The 26,752-nt window shown below is 57.4% G+C and carries 24 protein-coding genes; 14 read left to right on the forward strand and 10 right to left on the reverse strand.

What is annotated here, in order from left to right:
• Positions 1–13 precede the first annotated feature (13 nt).
• The gene (locus CQ12_RS37270; RefSeq protein WP_245310317.1) at positions 14–1,171 is read right to left on the reverse strand and encodes a glycosyltransferase family 2 protein; all 1,158 of its coding nucleotides are present in this window, start codon (positions 1,169–1,171) and stop codon (positions 14–16) included.
• A 42-nt stretch (positions 1,172–1,213) separates the two neighbouring features.
• Positions 1,214–1,708 (reverse strand): serine acetyltransferase, encoded by a 495-nt coding sequence (locus CQ12_RS37275; RefSeq protein ID WP_057840210.1) that lies wholly within the window; start codon positions 1,706–1,708, stop codon positions 1,214–1,216.
• A 250-nt stretch (positions 1,709–1,958) separates the two neighbouring features.
• On the opposite strand from CQ12_RS37275, the gene CQ12_RS37280 reads away from it, so the two are divergent.
• Positions 1,959–3,188, forward strand: a complete 1,230-nt coding sequence (locus tag CQ12_RS37280; RefSeq protein WP_157088725.1) for a WecB/TagA/CpsF family glycosyltransferase — start codon at positions 1,959–1,961, stop codon at positions 3,186–3,188.
• Positions 3,189–3,379: 191 nt separating this feature from the next.
• Positions 3,380–5,644 carry a tetratricopeptide repeat protein gene (locus tag CQ12_RS37285; RefSeq protein WP_198164380.1) on the forward strand — a complete coding sequence of 755 codons (2,265 nt, stop codon included), beginning with the start codon at positions 3,380–3,382 and terminating at the stop codon, positions 5,642–5,644.
• 7 nt (positions 5,645–5,651) lie between these two features.
• On the opposite strand, the gene CQ12_RS37290 is transcribed toward CQ12_RS37285, so the two are convergent.
• The 3 genes from CQ12_RS37290 to CQ12_RS37300 all read right to left on the reverse strand — a co-directional run bounded on the left by CQ12_RS37290 (position 5,652) and on the right by CQ12_RS37300 (position 8,465).
• Positions 5,652–6,839: a hypothetical protein gene (locus tag CQ12_RS37290; protein ID WP_157088726.1), complete on the reverse strand. Its 1,188-nt coding sequence runs from the start codon at positions 6,837–6,839 to the stop codon at positions 5,652–5,654.
• An 80-nt stretch (positions 6,840–6,919) separates the two neighbouring features.
• Entirely contained in the window at positions 6,920–7,504 is a 585-nt protein-coding gene (locus CQ12_RS37295) for a polysaccharide biosynthesis/export family protein (RefSeq protein ID WP_057840214.1), read from the reverse strand.
• A gap of 124 nt (positions 7,505–7,628) precedes the next feature.
• Positions 7,629–8,465, reverse strand: a complete 837-nt coding sequence (locus CQ12_RS37300; protein WP_057840215.1) for an ExeA family protein — start codon at positions 8,463–8,465, stop codon at positions 7,629–7,631.
• A gap of 235 nt (positions 8,466–8,700) precedes the next feature.
• Here CQ12_RS37300 and CQ12_RS37305 point away from each other — a divergent pair, with 235 nt between their 5' ends.
• Both CQ12_RS37305 and CQ12_RS37310 read left to right on the forward strand, forming a co-directional pair.
• Complete coding sequence (locus CQ12_RS37305; protein ID WP_245310318.1) at positions 8,701–10,077, forward strand: GumC domain-containing protein; 1,377 nt, start codon at positions 8,701–8,703, stop codon at positions 10,075–10,077.
• A 15-nt stretch (positions 10,078–10,092) separates the two neighbouring features.
• Complete coding sequence (locus tag CQ12_RS37310) at positions 10,093–10,905, forward strand: CpsD/CapB family tyrosine-protein kinase (RefSeq protein ID WP_057840217.1); 813 nt, start codon at positions 10,093–10,095, stop codon at positions 10,903–10,905.
• A gap of 7 nt (positions 10,906–10,912) precedes the next feature.
• Here CQ12_RS37310 and CQ12_RS37315 read toward each other — a convergent pair whose 3' ends face one another.
• On the reverse strand, positions 10,913–11,470 hold the full coding sequence (locus tag CQ12_RS37315) for a trypsin-like peptidase domain-containing protein (RefSeq protein ID WP_057840321.1): 558 nt from the start codon (positions 11,468–11,470) through the stop codon (positions 10,913–10,915).
• A 179-nt stretch (positions 11,471–11,649) separates the two neighbouring features.
• Entirely contained in the window at positions 11,650–12,351 is a 702-nt protein-coding gene (epsI, locus tag CQ12_RS37320) for an exosortase-associated protein EpsI, V-type (RefSeq protein WP_057840218.1), read from the reverse strand.
• Positions 12,352–12,615: 264 nt separating this feature from the next.
• Between epsI and CQ12_RS37325 the strand changes: the two genes are divergently transcribed.
• The 4 genes from CQ12_RS37325 (at position 12,616) to CQ12_RS37340 (ending at position 15,550) form a co-directional block, all read left to right on the forward strand.
• A complete protein-coding gene (locus CQ12_RS37325; RefSeq protein ID WP_057840322.1) occupies positions 12,616–13,479 on the forward strand; it encodes a hypothetical protein in 864 nt (287 codons plus the stop codon).
• Positions 13,480–13,535: 56 nt separating this feature from the next.
• On the forward strand, positions 13,536–13,757 hold the full coding sequence (locus CQ12_RS37330) for an XrtV sorting system accessory protein (protein ID WP_057840219.1): 222 nt from the start codon (positions 13,536–13,538) through the stop codon (positions 13,755–13,757).
• Between the two features lie 57 nt (positions 13,758–13,814).
• Entirely contained in the window at positions 13,815–14,726 is a 912-nt protein-coding gene (gene xrtV / locus CQ12_RS37335) for an exosortase V (RefSeq protein WP_083519647.1), read from the forward strand.
• Between the two features lie 143 nt (positions 14,727–14,869).
• Positions 14,870–15,550: a metallophosphoesterase family protein gene (locus tag CQ12_RS37340; protein ID WP_057840323.1), complete on the forward strand. Its 681-nt coding sequence runs from the start codon at positions 14,870–14,872 to the stop codon at positions 15,548–15,550.
• Between the two features lie 168 nt (positions 15,551–15,718).
• Here the strand turns inward: CQ12_RS37340 and CQ12_RS37345 are convergent, their stop codons facing one another.
• Both CQ12_RS37345 and CQ12_RS37350 read right to left on the reverse strand, forming a co-directional pair.
• The gene (locus CQ12_RS37345) at positions 15,719–16,039 is read right to left on the reverse strand and encodes a hypothetical protein (RefSeq protein ID WP_057840221.1); all 321 of its coding nucleotides are present in this window, start codon (positions 16,037–16,039) and stop codon (positions 15,719–15,721) included.
• A 68-nt stretch (positions 16,040–16,107) separates the two neighbouring features.
• A complete protein-coding gene (locus tag CQ12_RS37350) occupies positions 16,108–17,307 on the reverse strand; it encodes a glycosyltransferase (RefSeq protein WP_057840222.1) in 1,200 nt (399 codons plus the stop codon).
• Positions 17,308–17,493: 186 nt separating this feature from the next.
• On the opposite strand from CQ12_RS37350, the gene CQ12_RS37355 reads away from it, so the two are divergent.
• The 6 genes from CQ12_RS37355 to CQ12_RS37380 all read left to right on the forward strand — a co-directional run bounded on the left by CQ12_RS37355 (position 17,494) and on the right by CQ12_RS37380 (position 23,634).
• Positions 17,494–18,681 (forward strand): glycosyltransferase family 2 protein, encoded by a 1,188-nt coding sequence (locus tag CQ12_RS37355; protein WP_057840223.1) that lies wholly within the window; start codon positions 17,494–17,496, stop codon positions 18,679–18,681.
• A 774-nt stretch (positions 18,682–19,455) separates the two neighbouring features.
• Positions 19,456–20,142 (forward strand): Npun_F0296 family exosortase-dependent surface protein, encoded by a 687-nt coding sequence (locus tag CQ12_RS37360; protein WP_057840224.1) that lies wholly within the window; start codon positions 19,456–19,458, stop codon positions 20,140–20,142.
• 695 nt (positions 20,143–20,837) lie between these two features.
• Entirely contained in the window at positions 20,838–21,512 is a 675-nt protein-coding gene (locus CQ12_RS37370) for a choice-of-anchor C family protein (RefSeq protein ID WP_057840226.1), read from the forward strand.
• Between the two features lie 330 nt (positions 21,513–21,842).
• Entirely contained in the window at positions 21,843–22,019 is a 177-nt protein-coding gene (locus CQ12_RS44660) for a hypothetical protein (protein WP_157088728.1), read from the forward strand.
• A 47-nt stretch (positions 22,020–22,066) separates the two neighbouring features.
• Positions 22,067–22,378 carry a hypothetical protein gene (locus CQ12_RS37375; RefSeq protein WP_057840227.1) on the forward strand — a complete coding sequence of 104 codons (312 nt, stop codon included), beginning with the start codon at positions 22,067–22,069 and terminating at the stop codon, positions 22,376–22,378.
• 419 nt (positions 22,379–22,797) lie between these two features.
• Positions 22,798–23,634 carry a PEP-CTERM sorting domain-containing protein gene (locus CQ12_RS37380; RefSeq protein ID WP_057840228.1) on the forward strand — a complete coding sequence of 279 codons (837 nt, stop codon included), beginning with the start codon at positions 22,798–22,800 and terminating at the stop codon, positions 23,632–23,634.
• Positions 23,635–23,760: 126 nt separating this feature from the next.
• Here CQ12_RS37380 and CQ12_RS37385 read toward each other — a convergent pair whose 3' ends face one another.
• Positions 23,761–26,367 carry a bacteriophage N4 adsorption protein A gene (locus CQ12_RS37385; protein WP_057840229.1) on the reverse strand — a complete coding sequence of 869 codons (2,607 nt, stop codon included), beginning with the start codon at positions 26,365–26,367 and terminating at the stop codon, positions 23,761–23,763.
• Positions 26,368–26,752 lie beyond the last annotated feature (385 nt).

Raw genomic sequence — 26,752 nt, forward strand, 5'->3', positions numbered from 1 at the left:
AAGCTGGGTGGGCCTATTTATGCTCAATGAGTTGGGGACGTTGCCTTAGTATCCGGTCACGTAGGAAAGCGAGTTGACCAAGCCCTTCGGGAAACCGAGCGAGTAACTGGAAGGTCGCAAGCCTAACGCGATCTCTGGCGGATCCCGAGCCATTTGCAATAAGACGTAGCAGCTGCAGCGGATAGATCAAAAATGCATTCCATCCAAGAGGATGGAGAACGAATCCGGCGCTAGTGCAAAGGAGGGGCAGCAAGAGTCCCCAAATCCAGGCGCGGCGTGACTCCCAGACAAAATGACGATCGGGCGTCGATCCATGTAGATGGGCGCCCTGCGCAAACGCGTATCCAGCGCGAAATGCCCTCCGCCACCATTGTCGAAAGTGTAGCATTGCCGCATCGTGATAGGCCATCGCGTCCGGAAGTCTCCAGATATGCCAATCGGCGGCTCGGAGGCGAACGCACAATTCGTCCTCCTCGGCCGCGATGACGTCTTCGCGATATCCGCCAACGTTCGTGAGTGCGAGCACTCGCATCATCACGTTGCCGGCACATGAGCGAACTTTGCCAACGGGTCGATCCCACTCTTTGTCGCAGAGCCAGTTGTAGACTGATCGGTCGGGATAGCGTTCACGCAGCCGGCCACATACCGCAGCAACGTCGGAACTGCTTTCAAGAAACGCGAGAGCGGACTTCGTCCACTCTTCGAGCAATTGACAGTCTCCATCAACAAACTGCACGTAGATGAGATCGGGGTGGGTCCGCAACAGTTGCGCGAAACCTGCATTTCGGGCGCGTGCGGCTGTAAATGGTACGCTGAGATCGAGTTCGACGACATCAATATGTCGCTGGCGCGCGGCTGTTACGGATGCGTCGGTCGATCCTGAATCCACATAGACGACTGGGACCTTTGGCAGCGAATTAAAGCACGCAACAAGTCGCAGGCCTTCGTTGCGGCCGATTACAACTACGCCCAAGTGTGGGAACGCCGACGCGTGCTGCGTGTTTCCGTCGATCGTGCCGGCTTGGTCCATTTGCAAACAGGATCTGTCAAATAAGTTTGGAGGAGGTGGAACGAGATGGCTTTCACGCACAACGAGCCGCGTTCCGTTTGATGAGAAGCGTGGCGCGATATAACCAGCTTCACGAAACGTGATCGCTGCGCCTCTTATCACGACGGTGCGATCCCGTTTGTTTAATCGATTTCTTTGGTGAATTCACGCCCGATATCCGGCGGCTGTAGTTCCAGCCTCCACATTGGTTAAAACGACGGCATTCGCGCCTATTTTGGCATGAGAGCCAATTTTAACCGGTCCCAATATCTTGGCACCGGCTCCAATATCGACGTGACCGCCGATTTCGGGGACGCCCAGCGCATTTCGGCTACCCAGCGTCACCTGATGAAAGATCAAGCAATTCACACCAATCTTGGCTTCTGGATGAATGACGATCCCGTTGGGGTGGGGGATCAGCAGCCCGCCGCCGATCTGGCAGGAGAGCGGTATCTCGGCCCCCGTCACCACGCTCCAGAAGCGGTGGCGCAGCGCGATGAACTTGCAGCACAGCGTACCGAAAAGGCCGCCATGGGCCCGCCAGAACTGGTAGCGCCGGACCGCCAACAATAGTTTGCGGCCAGGGTCCCAGAACTGCCGCGGGCGCTCCCGCGTCCAGTCGGGAACATCGGCGCTGATTTGTTCCGTAGCCTGATCCACCTGGTGGGCACCTGTCCTGAATTAAACTGCAAATAGCGGACGGCTCGCATCATTGGAAGTGCCGGTTGTCAAGCGCGCGAATAATATCGATCGGGCCCTCACCCCGCCTAGCCCGCGATTGCCCCGGAACTTAAGCCGTCCACAGGCTTGAATTTGCCATTCATTCAGGGGCGCGCTATTAATCACATACATTAAATCGATTTCACTCAGCAAGATTTTTGTAGTAGATCACTGACTATTCGTTAATCATATGATGGCCCACCCGCGGTGCGCCGGGCGAGGATTTAAAGTTCGTGGAGCTTTTATGTTAAAGACGTTGCGCGCTCCTGGGGCCTCGTCCGACCTTGCCGAGCGAGTTGCGGATCCGCGATCGGCATGCGCCTCTCCGGACGACCTTTCTCGTAATATATTTGGCCTTCTTGGCATTCCGGTGGATGCGCTCGATTTTCCCTCGCTCCTGCGTTCGATGGATCTTGCAACGCGCGCCGGTTCGCCATTTCTGATTTCGACACCCAACGTCAATTTTCTCGTCAAGAGCCAGAACAACCGCACGTTCCGCGAATCCATATTGCTGAGCGATCTGTGCCTCGCGGACGGCATGCCGCTGATCTGGATCGCCAAGCTGTTGCGCATCCCGATCCATGAACGTATTGCCGGCAGCGATCTGTTCGGCCGGCTCAAATCCGCCAATGCGACAGGCCGCCGTCTGCGGGTCTTCCTGCTGGGCGGCGCCGAGGGGCTGGCGGCCACGGTCGGCGCCAAGTTGAACGCCAAGAAGGGCGGCCTGGAATGCGTCGGCGTGCTCAACCCCGGTTTCGGTACCATCGAGGAGATGAGCTCGCCGAAAATAGTTGACGAAATAAATGCCAGCAACGCCGATTTAATTGCGGTGTTTTTCGGTGCCGAAAAGGCCCAGGTCTGGCTGCTGCACAACCATTGGCGGCTCCGGGCGCCGGTCCGCGCCCAGTTTGGGGCCACCATTGCCTTCGAGGCCGGGTCCGTCCGGCGAGCGCCGCCGATGCTTCGCAGCACCGGGTTCGAGTGGCTGTGGCGCATCAAGGAGGAACCGTATCTCTGGCGACGTTACTGGAACGATGGAAGGGCATTGCTAGCGATGCTGGTCACCTGCGTCCTGCCCCTGATGCTGAGCGAGCGGCGGATGCGAAACTTGAACAAGCTGTCGATCGCACGCAGCGATGATCACGGTTCCATGACCCTTGCCCTGTCGGGGGCCGCGGTGGCCGCTTACGTCGACGGCGCGATCGAACAGCTCCGCGACGCGCTCGACAGCGGCAAACGCGTGATCGTCGACCTGTCGAATACGCAGTACATCGACGCAAGGTTCTTCGGGTTGTTCCTGATGGTCCGAAAGCAATTGGCCAGCCGGGGACAGAAACTGCTGTTTACGGGCGCGTCTGCCGACCTGCGACGAATATTCCGCCTGAACAGATTCGAATTCCTCCTGTCACAGGAAGTGTGATAGCGGAGGAGCCAGACGATTACCCCGGCCGCGTATTCGGCCGGTCTGACAAACCGCATCCAGGGCTAAAGATGAAGCAACCAGTTGGTCAGACCTTTCGCATTCGCAGCGCCCTTGCGCTCCTGCTCGGGACGTTTGTCGCGGGGTGCGGATCGCCCGAGGAACGCGCGCAAAGCTACTATGAGAGCGGAATGGCTTTCATCGAAAAGAAGGACGACCTCGAGGCGCGGAAAGAACTCCTGAAAGCCATCAAGTACAAGAGCGACAAGGTCGAGGTCTGGAGGGCGCTCGCAGGCGTCGACGAACGGACGAAGTCGACTTCTCTCTTTCTAGATCTGCGCCGTATCGTCGAACTTGATCCGAACGATCTGAATGCGAGATTGAGGCTCGCTCGGATCATGGTCGGCGGCGGAGCTGCCGAAGCTGCGCTTCGCGTTGTCGATGCCGCCAACGAGGGCGACAAGCCGAGTGCAGAGCTCCATGCTCTCAGGGCGATCATTCTAATGCGAACAAACGACAACGCCGGCGCGATCCGCGAAGCCCAGCGCGCCTATGAGATCGATCCGAAGAACGTCGATGCGATCTCGTTGCTGGCGTCGAAGAAGGCCGCGGAGCGCGACCTGGATGGAGCGCTGAGGCTTGTGGATTCAGTTCCCGAGAGCTCCAAGGACGAAACGCGGATCACGCTGCAGAAGATCGACATCTATGCGCGAAAGAAGGATCTCCCGAAGGCGGAAGAGTTGCTGCGCAAACTGATCGCACAGAATCCCAAAGAGGCTGCCTACCAGGCTCAGCTTCTGCAGTTTCTCATTGCGCAACGAAAATTCGTCGAGGCCGAGAAGGAATTTCGGGCAAGGGCTGAAGCCAACCCAACCGACAGCAAGATCGGGCTCGACCTTGTCCGCTTCCTTGCCGGCACCAAGGGGGCGGATGCCGCCCGAGCGGAACTGGAATCGCGGATCAAGGCGGGCGGCGATGATTTCGATTACCAGATCGCATTGGCCGAGCTGAACAATGGCCAGAACCGGACTGCCGATGCCGTGCAGGCGTTGCAGAAGCTGGCAGACACGGTTGCCGCCCCTGACAAGAAGCTCGCAGCCCAGGTCAAGCTTGCGGAGATCTATGTTTCCAAAGGGGACAAGGCGGCAGCCGAGCCCTTGATTGCTGAGATCCTCGCAAAGGATCGCCGCAACGGTGGCGCGCTGCGGCTGCGGGCAGCCATGAGCATCGACAAGGGCCAGTTCGACAGCGCGATTTCCGATTTGCGCGAAGCGCTCAACGATCAGCCGAAGTCGGTTGAACTGTTGTCGTTGATGGCGGTGGCGTATGAACGAAGCGGGAAGGGTGAGTTGGCTGATCGTCAATACGCCGATGCGCTGAAATCATCCAACCTAAATCCAGACGTCGTCCTCCGCTACGTCGCATTCCTGCAGCGCAAGGGCGATGCGGCTCGCGCCGAAGAGATCTTGATGGAGGCCGCCAATCGCAATTCCGGCAACCTCCAGATCTGGTCGTCGCTCGCACAAGTCAGATTGAGCCGGCAGAACTGGTCGGGAGCTTTGGCGATTGCGGATGCGCTCGCACGCGTCGATGAGAGCCGGGTGGCTGCCGAGCAGATCCGCGCCGCGGCGTTCGCCGGCCAGAACAAGATTGAGGAAAGCATCGCAGCGCTTGAGGCTGCGCACAAAGCGGCGCCGGACGCGCCGCAACCCGCGCTTGCGCTTGCCTCAGCCTATGTGAAGCAGGGCAAGCCAGAGAAGGCTTCGGCCCTGCTGCAGACGACAAGCAACAAGTTTCCGGCCAACGCACAGCTTCTGGTGTTTCTGGGCCAAGCCAAGCTGGCGGAAAAAAAGAACGACGAGGCGCTGCAGAACTTCAAGAAGGCGATCGCGCAGCAGCCGAAAGAGCCCGCGGGATACACCGCCTTGAGCGAACTCTATATTCAAGGCAAGGACTACGACGCCGCTGACAAGGTGCTGCAGGCCGGGCTTGCAGAGTTGCCTGGCAACATGGCTTTCCGTCTCACTCTGGCAGCATTGCAGATCCAGCGGGGGAACAGCGACGCCGCAATAGCTCAGTACGAAGCAATTGTGCAGGAGCAGCCGAATTCCGTGGTCGCGATCAACAATCTCGCCAGCCTGCTGTTGGACAACCGGAGCGACAAGCCCAGCCTCGATCGCGCGTACGAGCTGTCGGAAAAACTGAAGAGTTCCAACGTCCCGCAGTTCTTGGATACGTGGGGATGGGCCCAATACAAGCGTGGCGATCTAAAGGGAGCAATTGCCACGCTCGAGGCGGCTGCCACTACGAACGTCGCAGCCGTCCACTATCATCTCGGCATGAGTTACGCAGCCGCGGGGCAGGCTGAAAAGGCGGCCGAAAAGTTCAAGACGGCGTTTTCGCTGGAGCCGGACGGAACTCCGCTTAAGGACAGCATCCGTTCTGCGATGAAGTGAAAGCTGACTAGTTGCCGGACGGCAGCACAGTCCAGTTGTGCGACACAACGAACATCAGGCTGTGCGAATCCGCGGGGCCGGTGCCTGAAACCGTCGGTGTGCCAGTGATCGGATCGAAAATGGCGGTACCCGTGCTGGCGAACCGATGCAGATACCGATAAGTGAGTGACGTTGCCCATTCGCGGGTCGGATTGTAGCTGTAGGTCGCCGACGCCGAAGCAAAATCTGTCGTCGTGCTCGAGATCTGCCGGTTTCCGCTCGCTGAGAACGACAGGGTGGATCGCGCATTGATGCTGTGCGTCAGCGATGCCGTGATCGAGTCCCGCTTGAAAAGCGAGCCGACAACGCTTGGTCCAACCGACTGGCTGGCGATGACCGCCAAAGTCGTGCTCTTCAGCATTCGATAGGTGAGGACAGCGTCGCCGATCCAGTCGGATACCGAACTCGATACGGGTGTGGCGGACGTCGTGCCGCCGAATGCCGTGCTCGAAACCCCTCGATCGGTCACCAGATAGGCCGCGCCGACATTGGCGCGAAAGGAAAGCACCGCCGACAAAGTGGCGTCGAACCCGATCTGCTCACGAAAAATCTGGACCTGGGTGTTGAACGCGTTGCCGTATTCGAGCAGTTCGTATTCGGAGGACAGGTTGATCGCTGTGACCGAGCTCAGCGATCGGCGCCAATTGCCGCGCGCAAGTGTGTCCGTAAACGGCGTGCCGCCGCTCGATGGCTCATAGCTCGTGCGAGTGGATGTGGCGAACAGGGATACCGTGTCGATAGCGGTGATCGAACGATCGATTCCGCCGCTCGCCGTAAGCTGATCGAGGAAGCCTGAAGCCGGCGTGGAAACGCCGAGATCATTCAGGATTGCAAGAGCAGTACTCTGTTGTCTCCAGCTTGCTTCAACATATTCCTTGTCGAAGTTCGTTTTTTCCCGAACCTCGTAGCGCGCCCTGAATCCATAGTCGAGGAACTCCGTCGCCGATCCGACAACGCCAGGACCCCAATACTTCTTGTAGGTGCCGTCGCCGAAGAGATTGAACTTAGTCGTCGGAGTGCGCGCCTCCGCATCGGCGGTAAGCGTTGTGTACGAGCCGACCGATCCCGCGGGCGAGTTGCGCAGGAATTGATTGCTATTCAGTTCGACCGTTTCGGTCTCGCTGGCCCTGATCGACCAGTCGAACGCAAATGCCACGGACGGCGCCATGCCAAAGCATACCGAGACTGCTATGGCAGCTCTCTTCACGTTGCTTCTCGCCCCCGCCGAACGTCAGATCACTCAAACAAGCGTCGTTCCGGAACCATGATGACGTCGCCGGCCCGCAAGGTGATATTGCCTTCCAGATCGTCACCAGCTTCGTAAGCTCTATAGTTAAACATGAAAATTGTTTCGTCGCCGCCGGGGCCCTTGCGTCTCACCTGGATGCGATTCTTTGCGGCAAACGGCCCGATGCCACCGGCTAGTGCAATGGCCTGCATCAGGGTGGTCTTCTGCCTGACGACATAAGAGCCCGGCTTGATGATCTCGCCAGTGATGAAAACTTTCGGCTTGAGGTCGTCCTCGGGGATCTCCTTGGGCGCGGCTATGACGGCGACCGTGACGTCGAGATTGTCGTCCTTGTAGTTGTTCTTCAGCTTGTTCTTGAGAACGTTTTCGAGCGCCAATGGCGTCAGCCCGCGTGCCCGGATATGGCCGGCGAGGGGAAATGCGATTTCACCGGAGGGGTCGACAACGACCGTCCGGTCGAGCTTCGGGTCCTGCAAGACCGTAATGCTCAGGCTGTCGCCAGATTTCAGGGTCTGCGCATTTGCCACCGGGGTCAGAAAGGCAACAAAAAGCAGTGCCAGCAGGATTCGCATGTTATTCCCCCTAACCATCGGCAAAAAAGCCCGTAGACAAAGACATTTAGGCCGTCGTGAAGGGATTGTTCCCGAGCACGCGGCCATTATTTAGCCACGGCGGAAATTAATGCGATACAAGGACTTAGGGAACCCGCGAGAACTTTTTTACCGGAAAAATGCTATACTGTTGCTTGTCTGCAATAACGTCCCGCACAATGTGGTCCGAAATAACTCGCTGGTCATTGGCAAAGCCATAAACCAGCGCCGTGTCGCACAAAACGTTGATCATCCGGGGGATGCCGCCGCTCGCGGAGGCGATCAGTGAACAAGCCTCCTGGGTGAACAGCGGGCGGCGGGCGCCCACCGCCTGGAGCCGGAATGCGATATAATTGGCGACCTCCCGGTCATCGAGCGGGCGCAGATGGAAATCGGAAGAAATCCGCTGTGCGAACTGATGCAGCTCCGGCGCGAGCAGCAGGTCGCGCAGCTGAGGCTGGCCGACCAGAATCAGCTGCAAAATCTGGAATTTGTCCGCGTTGATATTGGAAATCATGCGCAAATGTTCGAGCGCTTCCGGCTCGAGGTTCTGCGCTTCGTCGATAATCAATATGGTCCGTCTGCCGTTGGCGAATTGGCCATACAGAAAATCTTGTAACTTCTTGAAAAGATTTGGGTAGTCGCCCTCGAACGATTGCCCGAGCGACATCAGGATCCATTGCAGCAATTCCTGCCGGCCCTGAGGGGAATTGGAGATCAGGCCGATGGTGATCGCCGGGCTGACTTTCTTGAGCAGATGCCTGACCAGGGTGGTCTTGCCGGAACCGATTTCACCGGTAATGACAGTGAAGCCGGCGTTGTTCATGACGCCGAACTCCAGCATCGTGAACGCCATGGAATGCATCTTGCCCCAGTAAATCAGGTCGGGGTCGGGAAGAATTGAAAAAGGTTTCTCCCGCAGCTGATAAAATGCCTCGTACATTGAACTTCCTTAGCCCGGCCACAGACCTCTTATAGCGCAATTTGCAGGATTCCCCTTGCTACTCTCGACCTATTTCTCCGATCTACGTAAACTCGCCGAAGCCGCAGGCGTGGAACCATTAAGATTGAATTTTAAAAGTCCCTTTGCTGAACAACTATTCATTAAATCCCTGCAAGATCGATGCTAAGATCACGCGTCGGAGCGATCCGCCGATCATTCCGCGGCACTGTTAACCTTGCAGGCGCCCAAACAGACGCTCGGACGAGACATGCTGCAGAAAGTTGAATTTGAGGACGATTTCCAGGCACTGCAAGAGGACCGCAGCTACCTGCTGCAGCCCACCTTCTACTGGGAACTGTTCAAGCGGCGCTGGGCCTATTTCGTACTGCCGTTCGTCACGGTCCTGGCCGCGGGCGCTGCAGCCGCGTTGCTGTGGCCGCCAATCTATCTTTCCGAAGGAAAGATCCTCGTTCAATCGCAGCAGATTCCATCCGAACTGGTTCGGCCTACAGTGACCAGCGCTGCCCAGGAGCGTATTCAAGTCATCCAGCAGCGAACGATGACGCGAGATAATCTCATCGCGATCGCCGACAAGTTCAAGCTGTTCCCCGAGAAGCGCACACTGATGTCGCCGACCGAACTTGTCGAGGCGGTCAAGAAGAACACGAAGATCGCTCCGGTCGACCTTCAGCTCGATTTCAAGCAGCGGACGCGCTCCGCGCTCGAAAATCCCACCATCGTCTTTTCGGTGGGATTCGAATACGGTGATGCTGCAGTTGCGACGCAGGTTGCCAACGAATTGATGACGCGAATCCTGAACGAAGACCTTCGAGATCGGACCAGCCGCGCCACGGACACGACGAAGTTCCTTGCGCGAGAGGTACAGCGACTTCAGGCTGACAACAATGCGCTCGATGCCAAGATCGCTCAGTTGCGGCTCACGCAAGGCAAACCTGCATCTAGTGGTGCCGACCAGCCCACCACACTCACACAGCTGAAGGCAGAATTGATCCAGAAGGGCGCACTGTATTCAGAACGACATCCCACCATCCAGTCCCTGAAGAAGCAGATCGAAGCCTTGGAAAAGGTGGCCTCCGCGCCGGCGCCTACGAATGACGCAGCGACAGCGGCCAGCCTCGAGGCTATGGTCGCCCAGCAGGAGAGTTTGCAGAAAAACCTCGACGCCGCCTCGGCAAAATTGGCTGCTGCGCGGCTTGGCGAAAATCTCGAAAAGGACCAGCAGTCCGAGAAGCTCGAGATCATCGAGCAGCCTACCGTGCCGCAACATCCCGTCAGGCCCAATCGGTTGAAAGTCCTTGCGCTGGCGTTCGCGGCCGCTCTTGCTGGCGGAGCGGGGCTGGCATTGCTGGTCGAGATCATGGATAAGGCAATCCGCAGAAGCAATGATCTTCTGTCGGTGGTCGACGGCAAATTGATCGTTTCGATTCCCTACATCGCCACGGCAGCCGAATTGCGCAGGCAGCGAAGACGAATGTTTGTTCTGCTGGGGGCGTTCGCGTTGATCGTGATCGGACTGTTGACCGTCGCCTATCTGTTCCTTCCACCACTCGATCTGATCATTGCCAAGGCCAGGGTCGGGCTGTTTCGATAATCGCGGAGTCACGCAGTGGATTCAATAAAGCAGGCTGTCGAACTCGCGCGAGCCGCAGATGTGCATCATCCGGGAACCCTGAGCGGGCCTCCTCTCGCGGCTGACGGTTCGCTGCACTCTTCTGCCGAGTCGCAGCACAACGAAGTGCGCCTAAGGGCCGATCACCTCGAAGCCAATCGCATAGTGGCCTATGGCACCTCCGGCAAAAACGGTCGCTACTACGATATGCTGCGCACTCAGGTGCTGCAGGAGATGGACAAGAAGAGCTGGCAGTTCCTGGCCGTGACTTCGCCGACGGCCGGATGCGGAAAAACCGTGACGGCCTGCAATCTTGCACTCAGCATTTCCCGGCTTCCGGAACGGTCAGTGCTGTTAGTCGATCTCGATCTGCGCCGGCCCGCGGTTGGAAAATATCTGGGCATCAGCGGCAATGGTGCTGTTCTCAATGTCCTCGAGGGACGTACGCCACTTTCATCAGCGGTCGTGCAGGCAAGTGTTGGCCCCAACAGAATGCTGGTACTGCCCGGATCGGTCTCGTCGAATTCTTCGGAATGGATGGCCTCGCAGACGATGGGAGCGCTGCTCCAAACCATCAAGCGAGACTTCCGATCGCGCATCGTTATCTTCGATCTTCCGCCGCTGCTGCTGGGCGACGATGTGATTTCGATCTTGCCCCGAATAGACGCGACTTTGCTCGTGGCCGGCGTCGGAAGCACGTCCGTTTCCGATATCAAGGAATGCCAGAAGCACCTTCAACGCACGCCGGTCGTCCGCGTCGTCGTCAACAAGGTGACCGAGACCGGCGGACCGTACTACGGCTACTACTAGCGCCTTTCTACAAACGCAGATCGGTCGGCAGGAAGGCCGCAATTTCCGCTGCAGGGACGAAGTATTTTGCGATATCCCGGGTCTCCGGTTTTCCGGCTCCGACACGGGTCTGCGATTGCGAAATTTTCCGGCTCATGATGCCGAGCAGGCACTTGCGCTTGACGTCGAATACCCCTGATCCGGAATTACCCGTGCGAGCCACATCAGCAATCACCGTGCTGAACCGCTTGCGGGTTTCGACCGGCAGCCGATCGGGCGCGAGAATGTGGGAGCGCACGGCGGAGCCCGGCACAATGGTCACGACCTCTTGTCCGGACCTTGGCGGGTCGGTGCAGATCGAGTTTCGTCGAAGTCGCAAGCGCACCGGAAGAAGCTCTTCTTCGACCGATAGCAGCGTGAGATCCGTTCCCTCGAAACTGCCTTCCTTGACGACGCGTGTCGGATATTCCGATCCGGCAATCGCGACCTTGGGCCGCGTCAGCCAGCTCCGGCCCGCGACGTGTGCAGCCGTGATGAACAGGCCCTTGCCGAGATAAATGCCGGATCCGGGGCCCCAGTTCTGCATCGGCGTCTGATGAATGCTGACTGCATATGGCAGCAGCGTATCGTCAGCGCCCTGCGCGCATGCCGGCTGCGCAAGGGCGACTAGGAAAAGAGCGCCATGAAGCAATAAAGCGAGCGGCCATTTCGCGGTGAGTCGGGTGGGCGCCAAAAAATCACCTGCCAGGTTTGCATGCCGCGATCTCAGCTCGCACCGGTAAAGAACCTGAGTTCCTGCGGCGGAATGGCGGCAAGCAGATCTCGGATAAACTGGTCTTGCAGCTTGAATGATACATCCTTCGGCAGGCCGATCGTAGAGACCCTGATCAGCGCGCCATCGGGAATGATCCCGCGCAAACCGTACTTTAATCGGCTAAGTTGATGATCGACGACGCCATTGGCTATGTCGTTGCCGATCCGCAGCCAGTAAGTCACCGGTTCGAACCGTGACTCTCTTGCCGCAATCAATCGCGTCATCTTGATGGGTTGCGCGCCGCTCCGATAGCTGACCGCGGCATCGGCTTTTTCCGAAATGCGGAAGCCATTGGCGGTGTAGCAAATCTCCGGGCGGTGGGACTTCAGTCGGTAGTTCTGCACCGGCCCGTACGCGACCATCAGCATGACGATGTTGCCGTGCCCGTCCTTGTAGCTTCGACCAACTTCCTGGCTGTAGATCTTTCCCGCGAGCGGGTCCGGCTGAACGTACGCGTCCGGATCCACCGGGCGGACCGGGCTGATTTCCGGAACCAGCGTCCAGGTTCCGAACTGACGGGGGATGACAGTTTCAAGGCTAGGGGAGGCCGACGTGCGGGCCATCAGTTGGCGGGGTGCCAGCACGGTCGCAAGCACGGCGCACCCTACGATCACGATACATGCCAAAATAATTTGAATTCGAGGGAATTTCATTGAGGCCACGCACAATCTTCTAGGGTTAATTGGATCAGCCGTTTCGGAGGAGAATATACGCCAACCGGCATATTTGCATTCAAAAGAAAGGGATAATTGGTCATCTTAACGAAATTAACATAAACAGCGGAAATTGCAGCGAAAAAGCGCTATAGGCTCGACCCGGAGCAGCGAGCTGGTTAGTCATATTGCATCAGACACGGCCGTCCTACTGTATATGCTTCTCGGCCCATTTTGGATGTACGGAGTTCCTGGATGAAGGACATGTCTATCAAGATCGCTCGGCTTGCTGTCTTGCTTGCTTGTAGCGCGATCGCCTTGGCCGGGTGCGGTAAGAAATCGGATCAGCCTGCTGCTTCGAAAGGACAGGTCGTTGCGCGTGTGGGCGACGAAGTCGTGACTATCCAGGATCTTGAGAATGAGTTCCGCTGGGCGAATGTGACGCCGGACAAGCAGAAGGAGCCCGAGATCGTCAAGCGCGTGCTGGGTGAGCTGGTCGTACGCAAATATCTGCTCCGCCAGGCCATGGCGGCGAAGCTCGATCGCGAACCGGGCGTACTGCTGGACCTGTTGAGATCACGCGAGCAGATTCTCGAGAATGCGTACGTGCAACGGCAAGCGGCCGCTAAGGCACCAGGCAAGGCAGATGTCGACAGGTACATGGCCAACAACCCGGCGAAATTCGCCGGCAGAAAACTGCTCAGCGTCGAACAGATCGCATTTCCGCTAGGGCCGGCCACCCAGACGTTCATTGAAGTGAACAAGAATGCCAAGTCGCTCGACGAAATCGACGAAAAACTTACCGCAGCCGGCATCCCCCATGGCCGACAAATGGGCACGCTGAACAGCGGTGATTTGCCGCCGGAGTTTTACGGATTGATTGAGGCCAAAAAGGCGGACGACGTATTTTTTGTTCGCGCCGGCCAGAACGGCCTGTTCTTCAAGGTCAAGGGCGAGGAGGCGCGTCCGCTCGAAGGAGAGGCCGCAGCCAATCTGGCACGCCAGTTGATGCGCGCGGATGCGGTCAAGGCCGAACTGGGGATTGCGGCCTATTCCGCGAATCTCGAAGCGAAATATGAAGGTGACTACGCCAAGATCATGCAGCCAGGAGATGCCAAGAAAAACTGAGCAGGGCGGTGTGATTGCTCGCTGCAGAATGTTCCTCAAGGCAATATCGATGTGACATGACCACGTTTTTCGACATATTGACTGTTACCTGTTTCGTGGCGCTGGTGATCGCATTCTTCCAGTTCACTGAGCGAGACAATCGGACGTTGCTGCACTTCATGCTGGCCGGTATCGTGTTCGCTGTCGCCAACCAGGTCGGAAATGCGGGCTCGTTCTATCTTGCGATGATTCTGATTCTCGCTGGCGCCGGTTACGCGGTTTTGATAGTGCGGAGATAAGCGCTTGTTCCTTTTAATGCTATCAGTAGATTAAGTTTTGGAACCTGTGGTATTGAAATGACATACTCGCAAGTAATTCCATCGACAAAGGCAGGTTTTCTCAGCCCTTTTCTATGGCCGGCGCTGCTTGGCGCCTCAGTGATTGCTGCCTATGCCCAGACCTTTCTCAGTTTGATTGATGGGCCGTGGCAGACGGAGCAGGAGGGGCACGGACCGCTCATCATCGCGGCCTCGCTCTGGCTGGTCTGGCAATCGCGAGAGAAGTTGAGGGCCGTTGAAATTTCTCCGGCTCCCATAATGGGGTGGCTTGCTCTGCTCGGCGGCCTGGTCATCCTCTATCTGGCCCGGATCCAGCAAGGGCTGGTCACCTTTGAAACCTTTTCCTTGATCCCCGTCATCGTCGGGTGCGTTCTAATTTCGGCCGGATGGCCGGCGCTGCGGGTGCTCGCGTTTCCGATCGGCTTCTTGATCTTTGCGGTGCCGATGCCTGACTGGCTGGTCGACGCCGCCACGGTCCCGCTGAAGGTGTTTATTTCGAACGTCGTGACCAACGTGCTCTATGCGGCGGGTTTTCCGGTTGCCCAGAACGGCGTCATGATCATGATCGGAACCTATCAGCTCCTGGTAAAGGATGCCTGTTCCGGAATGAATTCGATTTTCGCCTTGTCCGCGATTGGCGTGTTCTACGCCTATGCGTTTCGCTGGCATGAGAAAATCCGGAGTTTTTTCCTGCTTGCGGCGATCATTCCCATCACTATCATCGCAAATTTCTGTCGCGTTTTCGCGCTGGTCCTGATCGCGTATTACCTCGGACCCGACATGCTCGATGGAATTCTGCACGATCTCACCGGCATCGGCCTGTTCGTCGTCGCGGTTGTTCTGTTGTTCCTGTTCGACACTTTTCTGGGCCTGTGTTTTGCGCTGGTGCGCCGTTTCCGCAACCGCGCCGCGCCGGCGGTGCCTGTGTAGCTCCGAACATCTGCGCGGCGCCTTCGTGAAAGTCGCCTTGCTGACGCGTTTCGTTCTTGCATGCTTATTCTGCAAGATGGCTCGTTCGCGCCGGACTTGCTAAGCTCACTTCACTTCAAGGCCGGTTCTTGACGAAGGTTGCCGTGAGCCGAACGTATGCCATACCCGACCTCCATGGCCGGCTGGATCTATTGAATCGCGCGATTGAAGCGGTGACCCGGCATGCTCGGGGGATGGCTTCCACGATCGTAACTCTGGGCGACTATGTCGACCGCGGGCCGGAGAGCAGGCAGGTGATCGAGCGTCTGATGAGCTGGAGACCCAATGAATTCAAGCTCGTCAATCTGAAGGGCAACCACGAAGCGATGATGTGTGCGGTCTGCGATAACCGCGCCGAACTCGACTGGTGGATCAGGAACGGGGGCGGTGAGACGCTGGCTTCCTACAACCAAAGCCCAGCGCTTCCCGATTTGCGAGCGATTCCGGCCGACCATCTGCACTGGATTGCCAATCTGCCGCTGATGCATGTCGACCGGCACAGAATATTCGTTCACGCAGCCGTTGATCCGAAAGCTCCGCTCGAACAGCAGAACGAGGAAACGTTGCTATGGCGGCGCTATCCCGACGGCGCCGATGTCGGCCATGGGCGCCGCTACGTCGTGCATGGTCACCATGCCAATGCGCGCGCGCCAATCGCAGGCAAGCACAAGACTAATCTGGACGGGCTCGCCTGGAAAACGGGGCGGCTGGTCATCGGGGTATTCGAGGATGACCGACCCGGCGGTGCCTCGGAATATCTGGAAGTCCTCGGCCGCGAAATGTGAGGGCTGGGACTCGGCCGCTCTCGAAGGTCCAGTTCCTTTTTCGGCGATCACCAGTTGACGCCCAGAATTGATGGCGAACTGGTGCCGCGCCTGCTTCAGCAAAATTTCGCGAGCCATTCGAGTTCATGAAGATGAACGCTGCCATCGTGAAAGGAGCTTCACGTCGCTCTAATAGCAGCGGCGCCCTTGACGATCATGGAGCACATAATCCGTTCCAGGCGACGGATAATAGAGCTGGCCGCACGAGCCGGAATTGACCGGAGCGCCCAAGATATCGAGCTTTCTGTCTAGCGCGTTTGGCGAGGCGGTCTGGTCGCTGCTGCCTCGTCCGTAATATCGACCGCTGTATTGTCCGCTAAACTGCCCGCCATATTGGCCGGCGTACTGACCGCCATATCGGCCGCTGTACTGCATGTTGACCTGACCGATGGCCGGCTGCATCGCGCCGATCATCGTTACAATCGCCAACAGCGAAAGAAAAATCCTCATCGCACATCCCGCAAGCGTGAGTAACGGGACATAAAAAACGCTGTCGCCGGCGGTGACCCGACGGCCGTCTAGGCTTCAATCAGCCCCATGAGCTTAGCCGCTTCCTTGTCGACATCATGGCGTTGCAAGACCCTTTGACGGGACCTTTCTCCCATTTGCGTGATCGTTTCCGGGGCGGTCCTTAAACATTCCTCCATTGCCGCGGCTAGGCTCTCGAGGTCGCCGGCAGGAACCAGCCAGCCGTGCTCGCCATGGTGGATCAATTCAGGAATGCCGGCAACGAACGTACTGATAACCGGCCGTTGTAACGCCATGGCTTCCATGATGACGACCGGCAGACCCTCGGCGAAGCTCGGCAGTACCAGCGCGCGGGCTGCGAGGATTTCGGCCCGAACCTCCTCGCTGCTGATCCAGCCTGTTATTCGCACAGTGCCGGTCAGTTTGTACTTTGCGACAAGCGCCTCGACGTCGCCGCGCATCTCGCCATCGCCGGCCAGCACCAGTTCGAACGTTACTCCGCGCTCCGTCAGCAATCGTGCCGCCTCGATCAGGAGCAACTGCCCCTTCTGTTCACACAGGCGGCCGACGCAAACCAATCGTCGCTTGTCGCCCGCCGGCGTGATGTCGCCGGTGTCATGGAAGGCCGGTTCGAGTCCGCAATGGACCACCTTGATTTTCGGCCAATCGGAATGGGGGACATTGCGAAAGAGCTGGCTGCGTCCAAATGAACTGACAGCCACGACAAAACGAGCCCGCCGGATTTTCTCGGGCAACGAGATGAACTTCGGCTTGTCGAATTCTTCGGGGCCGTGGGCGGTAAAGCTCCAGGGGGGCCCTCCCAGTTCGCTGACAAGCATCGCGACTTCAGCAGAATTGGTTCCGAAATGGGCGTGCAGGTGCTGCGCCTTTTCGCTGCGCAACCAGAGAGTTACCTGACACGCTTCGAGTAAATAAATCAGATGAACGGGCAGGGGACGCTCCGCCCGCAGCCCGACCTTAAACGTCAGGACGAGCGCCCGAAACAGGCGGGCGGGACTGGTTATCAGCATGCGCAGGAATGAACCAACGAGCGACGCCGCCCCGCTGCGCAGGACGTAACGCGTGCGCGCCTGCTCGCGCTGGTCCTCGGAACCGCGCTGCGAATCGTCCCAGCCCCGGATCGATATTCGCAGAACCTCGTGGCCCAAGCGCTCGAGCGCCAGGATTTCTCGCCGGATGAAACTGTGGCTGATCGCCGGATAATGGTTAACCAGATAGGCGATCTTCATGAAGGGTACTCTGTCTGACTTATCCCAAAGCGGATCGGGAAAATAATGATCCGGGCCACCCGTCCTATTATCTATTTGAGAAACATAGTAGTAATTGAGAGGCGAAGAGGATATTTATACCCGGCTCTATACGCACTTTTTTCCTGACAGCGTTAAATCAAACGTTTCGAGATCGGTATTTGTGAAATGTTGACCTTGGCCGCTCTGGCTGGATTGCTCAGCGTTCCCGTCGCTGTGCTGCTGGTTGAAGTAATCGCAGCTCTCAAGGCACCGAAGCTGGAGCCTTTCGAGGTCAAGGAATTAAATATCGAGAAGCGCGTTGCGGTCATCGTTCCTGCTCATAATGAGAGTTCGGGACTTATCCCGACGCTGCAGGATATCAGGGCGCAGCTAGGCGCGGGAGATCGCGTTATCGTAGTCGCCGATAATTGCACCGATGACACCGCGGCAGTTGCGGCCGCATCAGGTGCCGAGGTCATCGTCCGCAACGATCCCGAAAGAATCGGCAAGGGGTACGCGATGGGATGGGGCGTAACCCATCTGAGCGCGGATCCGCCCGACTTCGTTCTTTTCGTCGATGCGGATTGCCGGCTGCAGGACGGCCTGATCGACGGGCTGAAGCGAACCTGTCACGGGGTTCAGCGCCCAGTACAGGCGCTGTTCATCATGCGAAGCGCCGAGAACTCGCCCATCAATCACAGCTTCGCGGAGTTCGCCTGGATCTTGAGAAACTGGATCCGTCCACTTGGGCTGAGAAACCTTCGTGGTCCCGTTCAGTTGATGGGGACCGGAATGATGTTTCCGTGGAATGCGATCAACTCCGTTCCGCTTGCCAGCGGTCACCTGGTGGAGGATTTGAAGCTCGGGCTGGATCTCGCGGAAGCAGGACGGGCGCCGCATTTCTTTCCGTTCGTGAAAGTTACCAGCGTATTTCCGACAAGCGCCAAGGGGACTGAAAGCCAGCGTCAGCGGTGGGTGCAGGGTCACCTCGCCACCATCGGCAAATTCGTTCCACGACTTCTCTGCGTCGGTTTGATGCGCGGTGACAAACACATCCTCGCGCTGGCGCTCGATCTTCTGGTGCCGCCGCTCTCTCTGCTTGCACTTTTGATCATCGGGACGACTGTCCTGACGTCGTCGGCCGCGCTACTCGGAGGGGCGTGGCTACCGGTCTTGATCGCACTCGGCAATTTCGCTGGATTCTTGTTATGCGTTCTTCTGGCTTGGCTCAAATTTGGGCGTCAGGTTTTTCCCGCGCACGAGGCACTATCGTTCGGCACCTTTGCATTGAAAAAAATTCGATTCTACGGCCGGATGTTGGTTGGCGGGTCAGCCTCCCAATGGATACGGACGGACCGATCGACCCCTCATTAGTTGCCCAGTTTTTCCACCCGCATCCTAACGGGTCACGCAACCGTTATCGAACTTCAATAAAAAACCCGTCGACAAAAGGCAGCGCGGCGCGCCGGTGTCGCATCACTACCGGCATGCCGTTTGCTTTAGTTTAACAGGCACGGAAGGGACCTCATGAAAGCGCGTGGCCGCACGATCGTTATGCCAAAATCAAAGAAGCCGCGGAAGGCTTTGAAAAAACACTCAGCCGAGACCATTGGGGAACGCTACATGGAATTGCGTAGGCTACGTGAGCGCCTTTCAGAGGCAGAATCGAGGCTTTCCGTGCGATGAATGACTTCCGGCACAAACTTGCCCGGTCGGCCTATTTAGTGGCCTTGGCTGCCTCCATGCTGGGGTGGGTGCTCTATGAAGGTGTGGAGTGGGCGTTGGGCGCTTAAGATTACGAAGGCGTTTTGGTCCAATCAACTTTCGGCTTCCGGTCTATTGGCTGTTTCCGACAACTTAAACCTTCGATTTAATCAAAGCTCAAAGGCTGCGAACAGGGCAGGTGCGTGCCAAGCCAAGTGACGTAAACGGGCGCTGGTATCCTGTCGGAAGGGCCGCAATCGAGCAGATATTTAATGGCGGCGGTCTTTAATGTTTATATTTTTCAATGACTTAATTGGGGAGGTGAGCGCCGAGGCTGTATCAAGTAAAATTGCGGATTTCTTGTTGACTCCTTCATTCGGCGAGATTAAATAATTATTAATGCGATTCTTGGGTGTTTGTAGATTAAACTTGGGAGTGAGAGATATGCGCAAAAGTATTATGGCGATCGCGACTGTTGTCACGAGCCTTTCCTTTGGTACTGCCGCTAACGCGGCCTTGGTTGATATTTCTGTAGCGGGGGCTGGCGTTGGCACTGCGACAGGACAGAATTTTAACTCGATTCCAGCATCTACTGTTGTGAATGCTCCCACTCACTTCGTGATCGGCGATTGGACTTTTGATACTGGCGCCCAGCCAGTCCAGGTTAACATTGGCAGCACCGGCAACGGCGCGCAGCCCTTCCAGACGGTCGGCAACTATCTGAGTGTTTTGGGCAGCGGAACGGAGAATATTACGTTCGCCAATCAGCTCTCTTCGTTTTCGTTTTTCTGGGGATCGATCGACGACTACAACACGATCACTTTCCATACGACTCTTGGTGACGAGACCTACAACGGTGCTCAGGTTGCCGCCCTGGTAGGGGATGGTGTGCAGGCAACTGGCTGTCAGGTGTTGACGAACTGCAATCGCCTCTTTACGTTCACCGGCAACGGAGCAAGCTTTACTGGCTTTAGCATTTCTTCTTCCCAAAACTCGTTCGAGCTTACGAACATTTCGGCAGTACCCGAAGCTTCCACTTGGGCGATGATGATCTTAGGTTTCTTCGGGCTTGGTTTCCTCGGCTATCGGAAGTCTTCGCAAAATTCCGGTCGCTCACTCCGGATCGCATAATCCAGTGCGACATGAATTTGAAAAGACCGCCGAGAGGCGGTCTTTTTTATTGGCGCAGTAGATGCCTGTATCAAGCTGGCGCTCCGCGGTGGGGCTGTCTTCGGACGATGTCAGGCAGCGACTAGTCTAGACGACGGACCAGTGGTAAGGGCGCAACAGGGCCCCCGCCTGATTCGCAGTTTCCCTGTGGCTGGCTTAGCGTAACTTGCGAATCGCTAGTGACCCTTTCAATGATGCTCGTCGTGCAGCCGTATCCAAGGGGTCGCCGCGAGGGAGCTAAGATCATGTCGGACAGATTCACGAGCGCCTTGCTGACTGCCCTGAACGAAGCAGCTGAGGTGAAAGAAAGCGATTGGACGTCGATCGAGGCGGTCCTCCGCGGACCAGTCGCTGCAGCCGACGCACAAACGCAGGTAGCCGTCTATCCTCCAGATCCGGAAAACCGGTTCGCTGCGACCGTCAGTTCGTGTATGGCGAGGGTTCGAGAAGGCCGATAGGATAACATTCGTATTTAATTCGACGTGCTCTCCGAGCGGGTGGGCGTTAAGACTTCCCGAAACTCCGAACTGTCTCTTTGCAATGTGGCCGGATTGCAAAGCCCGCGAGATAAATCACCACCGGCGCCCTAAGTTGCAACAACTTGGTTGACTTGGGCCATTTGCCAGCAATACTCGGGCGAAATTGTGAGGCGAATCATGAAATTTAATAGCTTTATTCTATCATCGACTTTGGCTGCGACGATTCTGTTTAATGCGCACAGCGCACACGCCAATTTGGTCGTCAATGGCGGCTTCGAGAATGGTGTGAATCCTGGCAGTTTCACGACCTTGAATGCAGCGGATTCGAGCAGCATTTCAGGGTGGACTGTTACGGGTGGCTCGATCGATTATATCGGTTCTTATTGGCAGGCCTCGGAAGGGTCGCGCAGCATCGATTTGAACGGTCTCAGTCAGGGGACGATCGCTCAGCAGACGTTGGCTACAGTTGTCGGCCAACAGTACCTGATCTCCTTCGATCTGGCTGGGAACCCGGACCTGGGACCGACTATCAAAACGATCGGAGTTTCGATCGGCGATTCTGGGCTCCAGACCTTTACGTTCGACAGCACCGGGACATCCCACAGCAATATGGGCTGGATCACGGAAAGCTTTCTGTACACCGCAACTGGCACCTCGATCATCACGTTCCAGAGCTTGACTATTGGTCCGACTGGCAACGAAAACTTTGCAGCCTATGGTCCGGCGTTGGACAATGTTTCTGTTACCGCTGTTCCGGAAGCGTCGACGTGGGCAATGATGATTCTGGGGTTCGTCGGCGTTGGGTTTATGGCCTATCGCGGGCGTAGCCAGGGCGTCATTCGCGTAGCCTGATTTTCAGCTGCGACACTTTGCATAAGACCGACTTTGAGGCGGTCTTTTTGTTTGGTCGGTTTGATATAGAGTGGATTGGGGCTAACGGGCTGCGCAGCCCAACAGAAGGTACATCCAATAAGCAACCGACTAATCGCCGCGGTGATTGGGGGCGCAATCGAGCTTTGCGGGGCGAATGCCAACGCAGATGGACCGAGGGAAATCAAAACCGAGTCGGGCAAGCCGGTGGTCCTGGCTAATTTCCTGAACGTCACCGCAAACTGTGGGTCGCATCCGGGCCCGGTACCTGTGCCAAAACTCCGCGAAAGGCCTGCGCATGGTGTCGTTGACTTGCAGATCGTCGCGGCTGACGTTGCTGCAACCGACGCTTGCCCGGCTCGGAAGGTCCCGAGCATTGCGTTGTTCTACACCCCGAGCAAGGATTTCGTGGGCAAGGATTCGGTCCAGGTCGAATTCGAAACCGGCGACAACAAGCTGCCGGCGCTCAGTTTCCTAATCACCGTCTAGGCATCCGAAGGAAAGTAAGCGTTTCCCGTTGAGCACAAGGATCGTGAATGGTCTGGCTGCCGATCCGCGGTGGACAACAGATGCGATACCTCGGTTCATTAGCTCTGATCGGGTCCGTGCTTGCCGCCAACGTCGCGTACTCCGCAGAGACAGGTCGCATCAAACGGCCGTCTCCGGACGCATCCGAGCTCGAACGGGTTGCTTCCGAAACAGCAATGAACGACAGCCTGCTTCAGAAAGGCGATATCGTGGTCACCCATCGCGGTTTCTTCGTGTTTCGAGGCGTTGGGCCCGATGGCTACACATATGAATTCTCGACGATACCTAATCCCATTACCGGTGGCAGGGCGGCTCGGTAGATTTGGGTATAAGATATGCGTTTACAGTCACGCTTCGCTAAGCGGATCCGCCCGCTTACAATCACCGCGCGAATCTCGCAAGCAGACTTAAGCCGCACATCACTGTTGCTAGGGTCTGTTCGCTTTCGCGATTTGATCTTCCCTTCCGCTCCTGCACTTTAATTTTGGAAATCAAAGTTATTTCAGATACTTAGTGGTGAATTTAAGCGGACCTTCAGATTAACTTTAAGGCTGCATAATCCGGCGAGGACCTCAACGGAAGTTGCATTAACTAGTCGCTAACGATAGAAGGTTCCGAGCGAGCGGTTCTCGCTATGAGGTTTGATATGCGATTGGACTCAAGCGGTTTTCGGTCAAATTCATCGGCTGCATCAGCGATGTCTATTAGGTCGCACGTTGCGGTAGCGGCCTGTGTTCTCATGCTGGCGACGTTCGTGGCTGGAACCACGGAATCGGCCGCTGGGATCATCGAGGTTCAAAATTATTCGATGGTCAATGGAAGCGGGACTTCCAACTGGGGGTCGTACAATTACTACGATACAACCTATTCAGGCTCCGGCAACAAAAACGCCGAAGGCACCATTTTTGATGCCAACGGCAAGGCCATCGCGAACCCTGCCGCTATGTTGAGCGGCGGAACAGGCCTGTTGACGGATGGCGTGATTGCCACCCAGAACTACAGCCAGGTTTCGCCCGGCCAGTATGTCGGTTGGAAATATATCGATCCCACGATTACTTTTAAATTGACGGCGAATAGCGGTGTCCAGGGGATTTCAATCGCCGTCGGACTTTCGCCTTTCGTCCAGTCCTATGTTGTCGATGGCAATGTGGTGCTGGGATCCGGTTTGGTTGGGCCGCCGGCGACGTTCGAGCTGTCGATCAATGGTGGCGCCAGCACGATCTATACTCCCGTAGCCTCGTCCGTTACCGGGAATTCGGAGATATTGACCATCCTGTTTCCGGATCTCGTGGTGGGAGATACTTTCGCTCTCACCCTGAAACGCGGGCCATTGCTGCACGATGGGCTATTCTACAATAATTTCTATAACGGCAATCCCGCCAATCACATCGGTGATCCGCAGTTCTACCTCAATGCTGGGCAGCCGAATCTCGAGCCTTGGCTGATGGTCAGCGAGGTCCAGTTTCTGAGCGCCGTGCCCGAGCCTTCGACCTGGGTCATGATGATTGCCGGTTTCGCCGGGCTGGGCTTTGTTGCATATCGCCGCAAGACACAGTCCGCGATCGCGATGGCATAGTCATCTGATCTACCTCAAACCAATAAAAAGGCCGCCCGGTGTGGGCGGCCTTTTTATTGCGGTATCTGCGAAGCATGGTCCGCCGACAGGCGAAGCTTCGCTGCGATCCGTCGGCTTCGGGCGATCTTAATAGTTGATCGACGTCTGCGCGAAGATCCCCTGAGCTCGCTGATCGCCCGCCAGGCGCCAGCGATACTGCAGCGTCAGCTCCCAGTACGACGGGGGGGCCATGTATTTTGTCTCGCCGAACCAGTAGCGCAACGAACCGCCTACGCCGGCCGAGTAGGCCTCAGGGTTGGCGAATGAGTCGTCGTAGTTTGCGGCCAGCACGGCGTGCGGGAAGAATACTAGTTTGCTGCTGATGGGATCGAGCCGGAAGCTTCGTCCGAAACGTCCTTCCGTGATTACCACCAGTTGTCGCTTCTCGAGGAAGCGATCCACTTCTGCATAGACGTACCAGGTCGGCCAGCTGGCATCCAAGACACGCAGATCCGTCCCGACTGTGTAGGAGTAAAGCGCGCGCAACAGCGTATCATCGCGAGCCGCATCGCCGAGCGCGAAAAGCTTGTCGACCTCGAAAACCAGGTTGGCGCTCGAGAACGGTTTCCAGCGCGCCCCTACCATGCCCTGCGTCGTGCGCGCGCCGGTCGGTCCGCCGGACTGGTCATAGAGAGTTTCGAACAAACGGCCGAACAGCTCGAATATCGCCCCATTCCTGTACCCGATCCCTTCAGGGCGGTAGTAGAACTCAGTTCCCAGCTGCGACGTGTAACTGCTGGGTACGGTCGTCGTCAGAAACGGATTGGGCGCCGAACCGACCTTGCCGTATGAAACCGAAGTGTTGATGCCCCAAACACGCGCCAGGTCTGAGACCGTCCGACGCGTCTCGAACAGCTTTTGATCGTCAATATCGATTCGTCCCTCGGCCTTGGCGTCGATCCCTTCCATCAGATACGCAATGGCCTTCGGATTTTCGAACCGGCGCATCGCGGTATATCCCGCGTCGATCGTGGCCCGAGCCGGCAATTGTCCACGGGCATGCGCGCGATCGAAGCGAGCCAGAGCTATCTCGTCATTGCCGACGGCGACGGCGAGGTAGCCAATGTCGGCATCCCGAATGGAACCCAATCTGCCCTGCGCGATCGCTTGATCGAACAGGACGCGGGCTTCGGGTTTGCGTTCCAACTCGACCAGCGTGTTGATCTGCGCGCGTAACGCGCCGTCGCTTTGCATAGCGGTCTTTGCGAGCCGTTCCGCTGTCCTGAACTCGGCCAGCGATTCTTCCTTTCGCCCGAGCGCCTGGAGTGCATACGCCTTGCGGATTGCGGTTTCATAGCTGACGGACAATTTCTGAAGCGCGCGCAATGCCCGCATCGGATCGTTGGAAGCCAGGGCGGCGTCGGCGAGGGCGAGCCGAACGTCGTGCGCCTGAGTGGGCGGGAGGCCTCGCTTCAGGGCGGTTTCCCAGTCAGACATCGCACCACTGAATTTCCTGAGCTTGCTGCGCGCATAACCGCGCTGCGCATGGATTTCGGCGCTTGAGTGCCCGGCTTCGATAGCTTTGGTCGCTTCGGCCTCAGCTTCCCCGGGGCGGCCGGCAGCCATCAGGATATTGACCAGCAGGAGCCGGCTTGCGGCGACTTCGGGCTCAAGTTGCACGGCCTTGCGTGCCTCGACGATGGCCAAGCTGTAGTCCTTGTCCCGTTCGGCCCGATAGGCACGTTCCTTCGCTTCAAAGACTTCCTTTGCTGCCTTTTCTTCCGGCGATGCACCAGGGATCAATGTGCTCAGAACGGCTGGCGCTTCGAGTTCGCAGACAACACCGTTGACGGTGGTTGAACATTCCTGCACCGGCGTCGGCATATTATTACTGTTGTTCGGAAGCGTGCCCCTTTGCTGTCTTGCGCCTTCCGCGTCGGCGAGGCGGGTAATGACCTTGGGGTCGGTTCGCGAATAGCTGCCCAACAATTCGATCGCGGCGTTGAAATCGCTTGACGCCAAGGCCGCATCTGCGGCGATCAGACGGATGTTCTTCTGCTGGGTCGCAGTCAGGCCTGGGATCGCCAGGGCGGCGTTGAAGTCGGAGACGGCATCCGCGCGCTTCCCCAGTCGCTGGTTGATATAGCCGCGCCATACCAACGGAACATAATTCGCCCGGTCGCGCGCAATTGCTTCGGTGGCCGTCGCCAACGCCGCCGGCAAATCATTGTCAGCGAGCTGGGCACTCAGCAACAACAGGCGGTAGGAGATCGAATCCGGCGCGTATTCGACGGCGCTACGGGCCGCCCGGACCGCTGCCTTCGCATCCCGCCTTTCGAGCGCCTTGTAGCCCTCGCTGGCCGGTTGCTGGGCCAGGCGCTGACGAATATTCGCTTGCCGGCCTTCGAGCTCCTGGCTGCCGGTAAAAGCCGCAGATGCGGTCTTGGTGGCCTGCTCAGCCCTGGTGAGGTCGCCGGCGGCGATCAGCGAGTCGATCAGGAGCAGGTGCAAGCGGAGGAGGTCAGGACGGAGGGCCACAGCTTCTGCGGAGCTTGCTGCGGAAGCCTTGTAGTCGCCCTGGCCGAATGCCTTGTAGGCGGTCTCGGCCGCCGTATAGGCATCACCCTCCAGCGGAGGACCGCTTTCGGCGACCTGGGCGCTGGCCCCCGAGCAAAGGACCGCCAGGAGCAAAAGCGCAGTCAGCGCCGCCCGCAAAGCCGTCTGGCCCAGGTAATTTCCGCCCCACTTGCCCATGCAACCAGTGCTACGCCAATCCCGTTAAATTTTAACGCTGAACTGTAACCGAGACGACGATTCAGCGGAACCGAGAACTGGCATTTCGGCAGCTTGGCGGGTCTTGATGTTATTCATTTTTCTCACTTTTTTGGGGAATGTGATGTTTTTGCTGCGAAAGGTCCGTCGCGGCGCGGGGTAACCATTTTGCTCGTTAGGCACAGCGCCTTTGATACGCGCGTTCCAATTGGCAGCGTGCCGCTCAAGGGTTAGGGTTAAATGCGATCGCCCGTTGCAGAGACCAGCAGGATTCTGAATTTGCTGGTTCCGAGCGGCGGCCCAGGCGGCGCTCAATTGATGCGTTTTCAATCTTTCATTATTTCAGTTTGCTGAAGTCCAGACCGAT

It is taken from the genome of Bradyrhizobium jicamae (assembly GCF_001440395.1).
Taxonomy (GTDB): Bacteria; Pseudomonadota; Alphaproteobacteria; order Rhizobiales; family Xanthobacteraceae; genus Bradyrhizobium; species Bradyrhizobium jicamae.

What these genes read in the sequence shown, in the direction of transcription:
- CQ12_RS37280 (WP_157088725.1), top strand. Translation starts at nt 1,959, where the DNA reads ATGATGGCCCACCCGCGGTGCGCCGGGCGAGGATTTAAAGTTCGTGGA.
- CQ12_RS37285 (WP_198164380.1), top strand. Translation starts at nt 3,380, where the DNA reads ATGGCTTTCATCGAAAAGAAGGACGACCTCGAGGCGCGGAAAGAACTC.
- CQ12_RS37295 (WP_057840214.1), bottom strand. Translation starts at nt 7,504, where the DNA reads ATGCGAATCCTGCTGGCACTGCTTTTTGTTGCCTTTCTGACCCCGGTG.
- CQ12_RS37300 (WP_057840215.1), bottom strand. Translation starts at nt 8,465, where the DNA reads ATGTACGAGGCATTTTATCAGCTGCGGGAGAAACCTTTTTCAATTCTT.
- CQ12_RS37315 (WP_057840321.1), bottom strand. Translation starts at nt 11,470, where the DNA reads ATGCAGAACTGGGGCCCCGGATCCGGCATTTATCTCGGCAAGGGCCTG.
- epsI (WP_057840218.1), bottom strand. Translation starts at nt 12,351, where the DNA reads ATGAAATTCCCTCGAATTCAAATTATTTTGGCATGTATCGTGATCGTA.
- CQ12_RS37325 (WP_057840322.1), top strand. Translation starts at nt 12,616, where the DNA reads ATGTCTATCAAGATCGCTCGGCTTGCTGTCTTGCTTGCTTGTAGCGCG.
- CQ12_RS37330 (WP_057840219.1), top strand. Translation starts at nt 13,536, where the DNA reads ATGACCACGTTTTTCGACATATTGACTGTTACCTGTTTCGTGGCGCTG.
- xrtV (WP_083519647.1), top strand. Translation starts at nt 13,815, where the DNA reads ATGACATACTCGCAAGTAATTCCATCGACAAAGGCAGGTTTTCTCAGC.
- CQ12_RS37345 (WP_057840221.1), bottom strand. Translation starts at nt 16,039, where the DNA reads ATGAGGATTTTTCTTTCGCTGTTGGCGATTGTAACGATGATCGGCGCG.
- CQ12_RS37350 (WP_057840222.1), bottom strand. Translation starts at nt 17,307, where the DNA reads ATGAAGATCGCCTATCTGGTTAACCATTATCCGGCGATCAGCCACAGT.
- CQ12_RS37355 (WP_057840223.1), top strand. Translation starts at nt 17,494, where the DNA reads ATGTTGACCTTGGCCGCTCTGGCTGGATTGCTCAGCGTTCCCGTCGCT.
- CQ12_RS37360 (WP_057840224.1), top strand. Translation starts at nt 19,456, where the DNA reads ATGCGCAAAAGTATTATGGCGATCGCGACTGTTGTCACGAGCCTTTCC.
- CQ12_RS37370 (WP_057840226.1), top strand. Translation starts at nt 20,838, where the DNA reads ATGAAATTTAATAGCTTTATTCTATCATCGACTTTGGCTGCGACGATT.
- CQ12_RS37375 (WP_057840227.1), top strand. Translation starts at nt 22,067, where the DNA reads ATGGTCTGGCTGCCGATCCGCGGTGGACAACAGATGCGATACCTCGGT.
- CQ12_RS37380 (WP_057840228.1), top strand. Translation starts at nt 22,798, where the DNA reads ATGCTGGCGACGTTCGTGGCTGGAACCACGGAATCGGCCGCTGGGATC.
- CQ12_RS37385 (WP_057840229.1), bottom strand. Translation starts at nt 26,367, where the DNA reads ATGGGCAAGTGGGGCGGAAATTACCTGGGCCAGACGGCTTTGCGGGCG.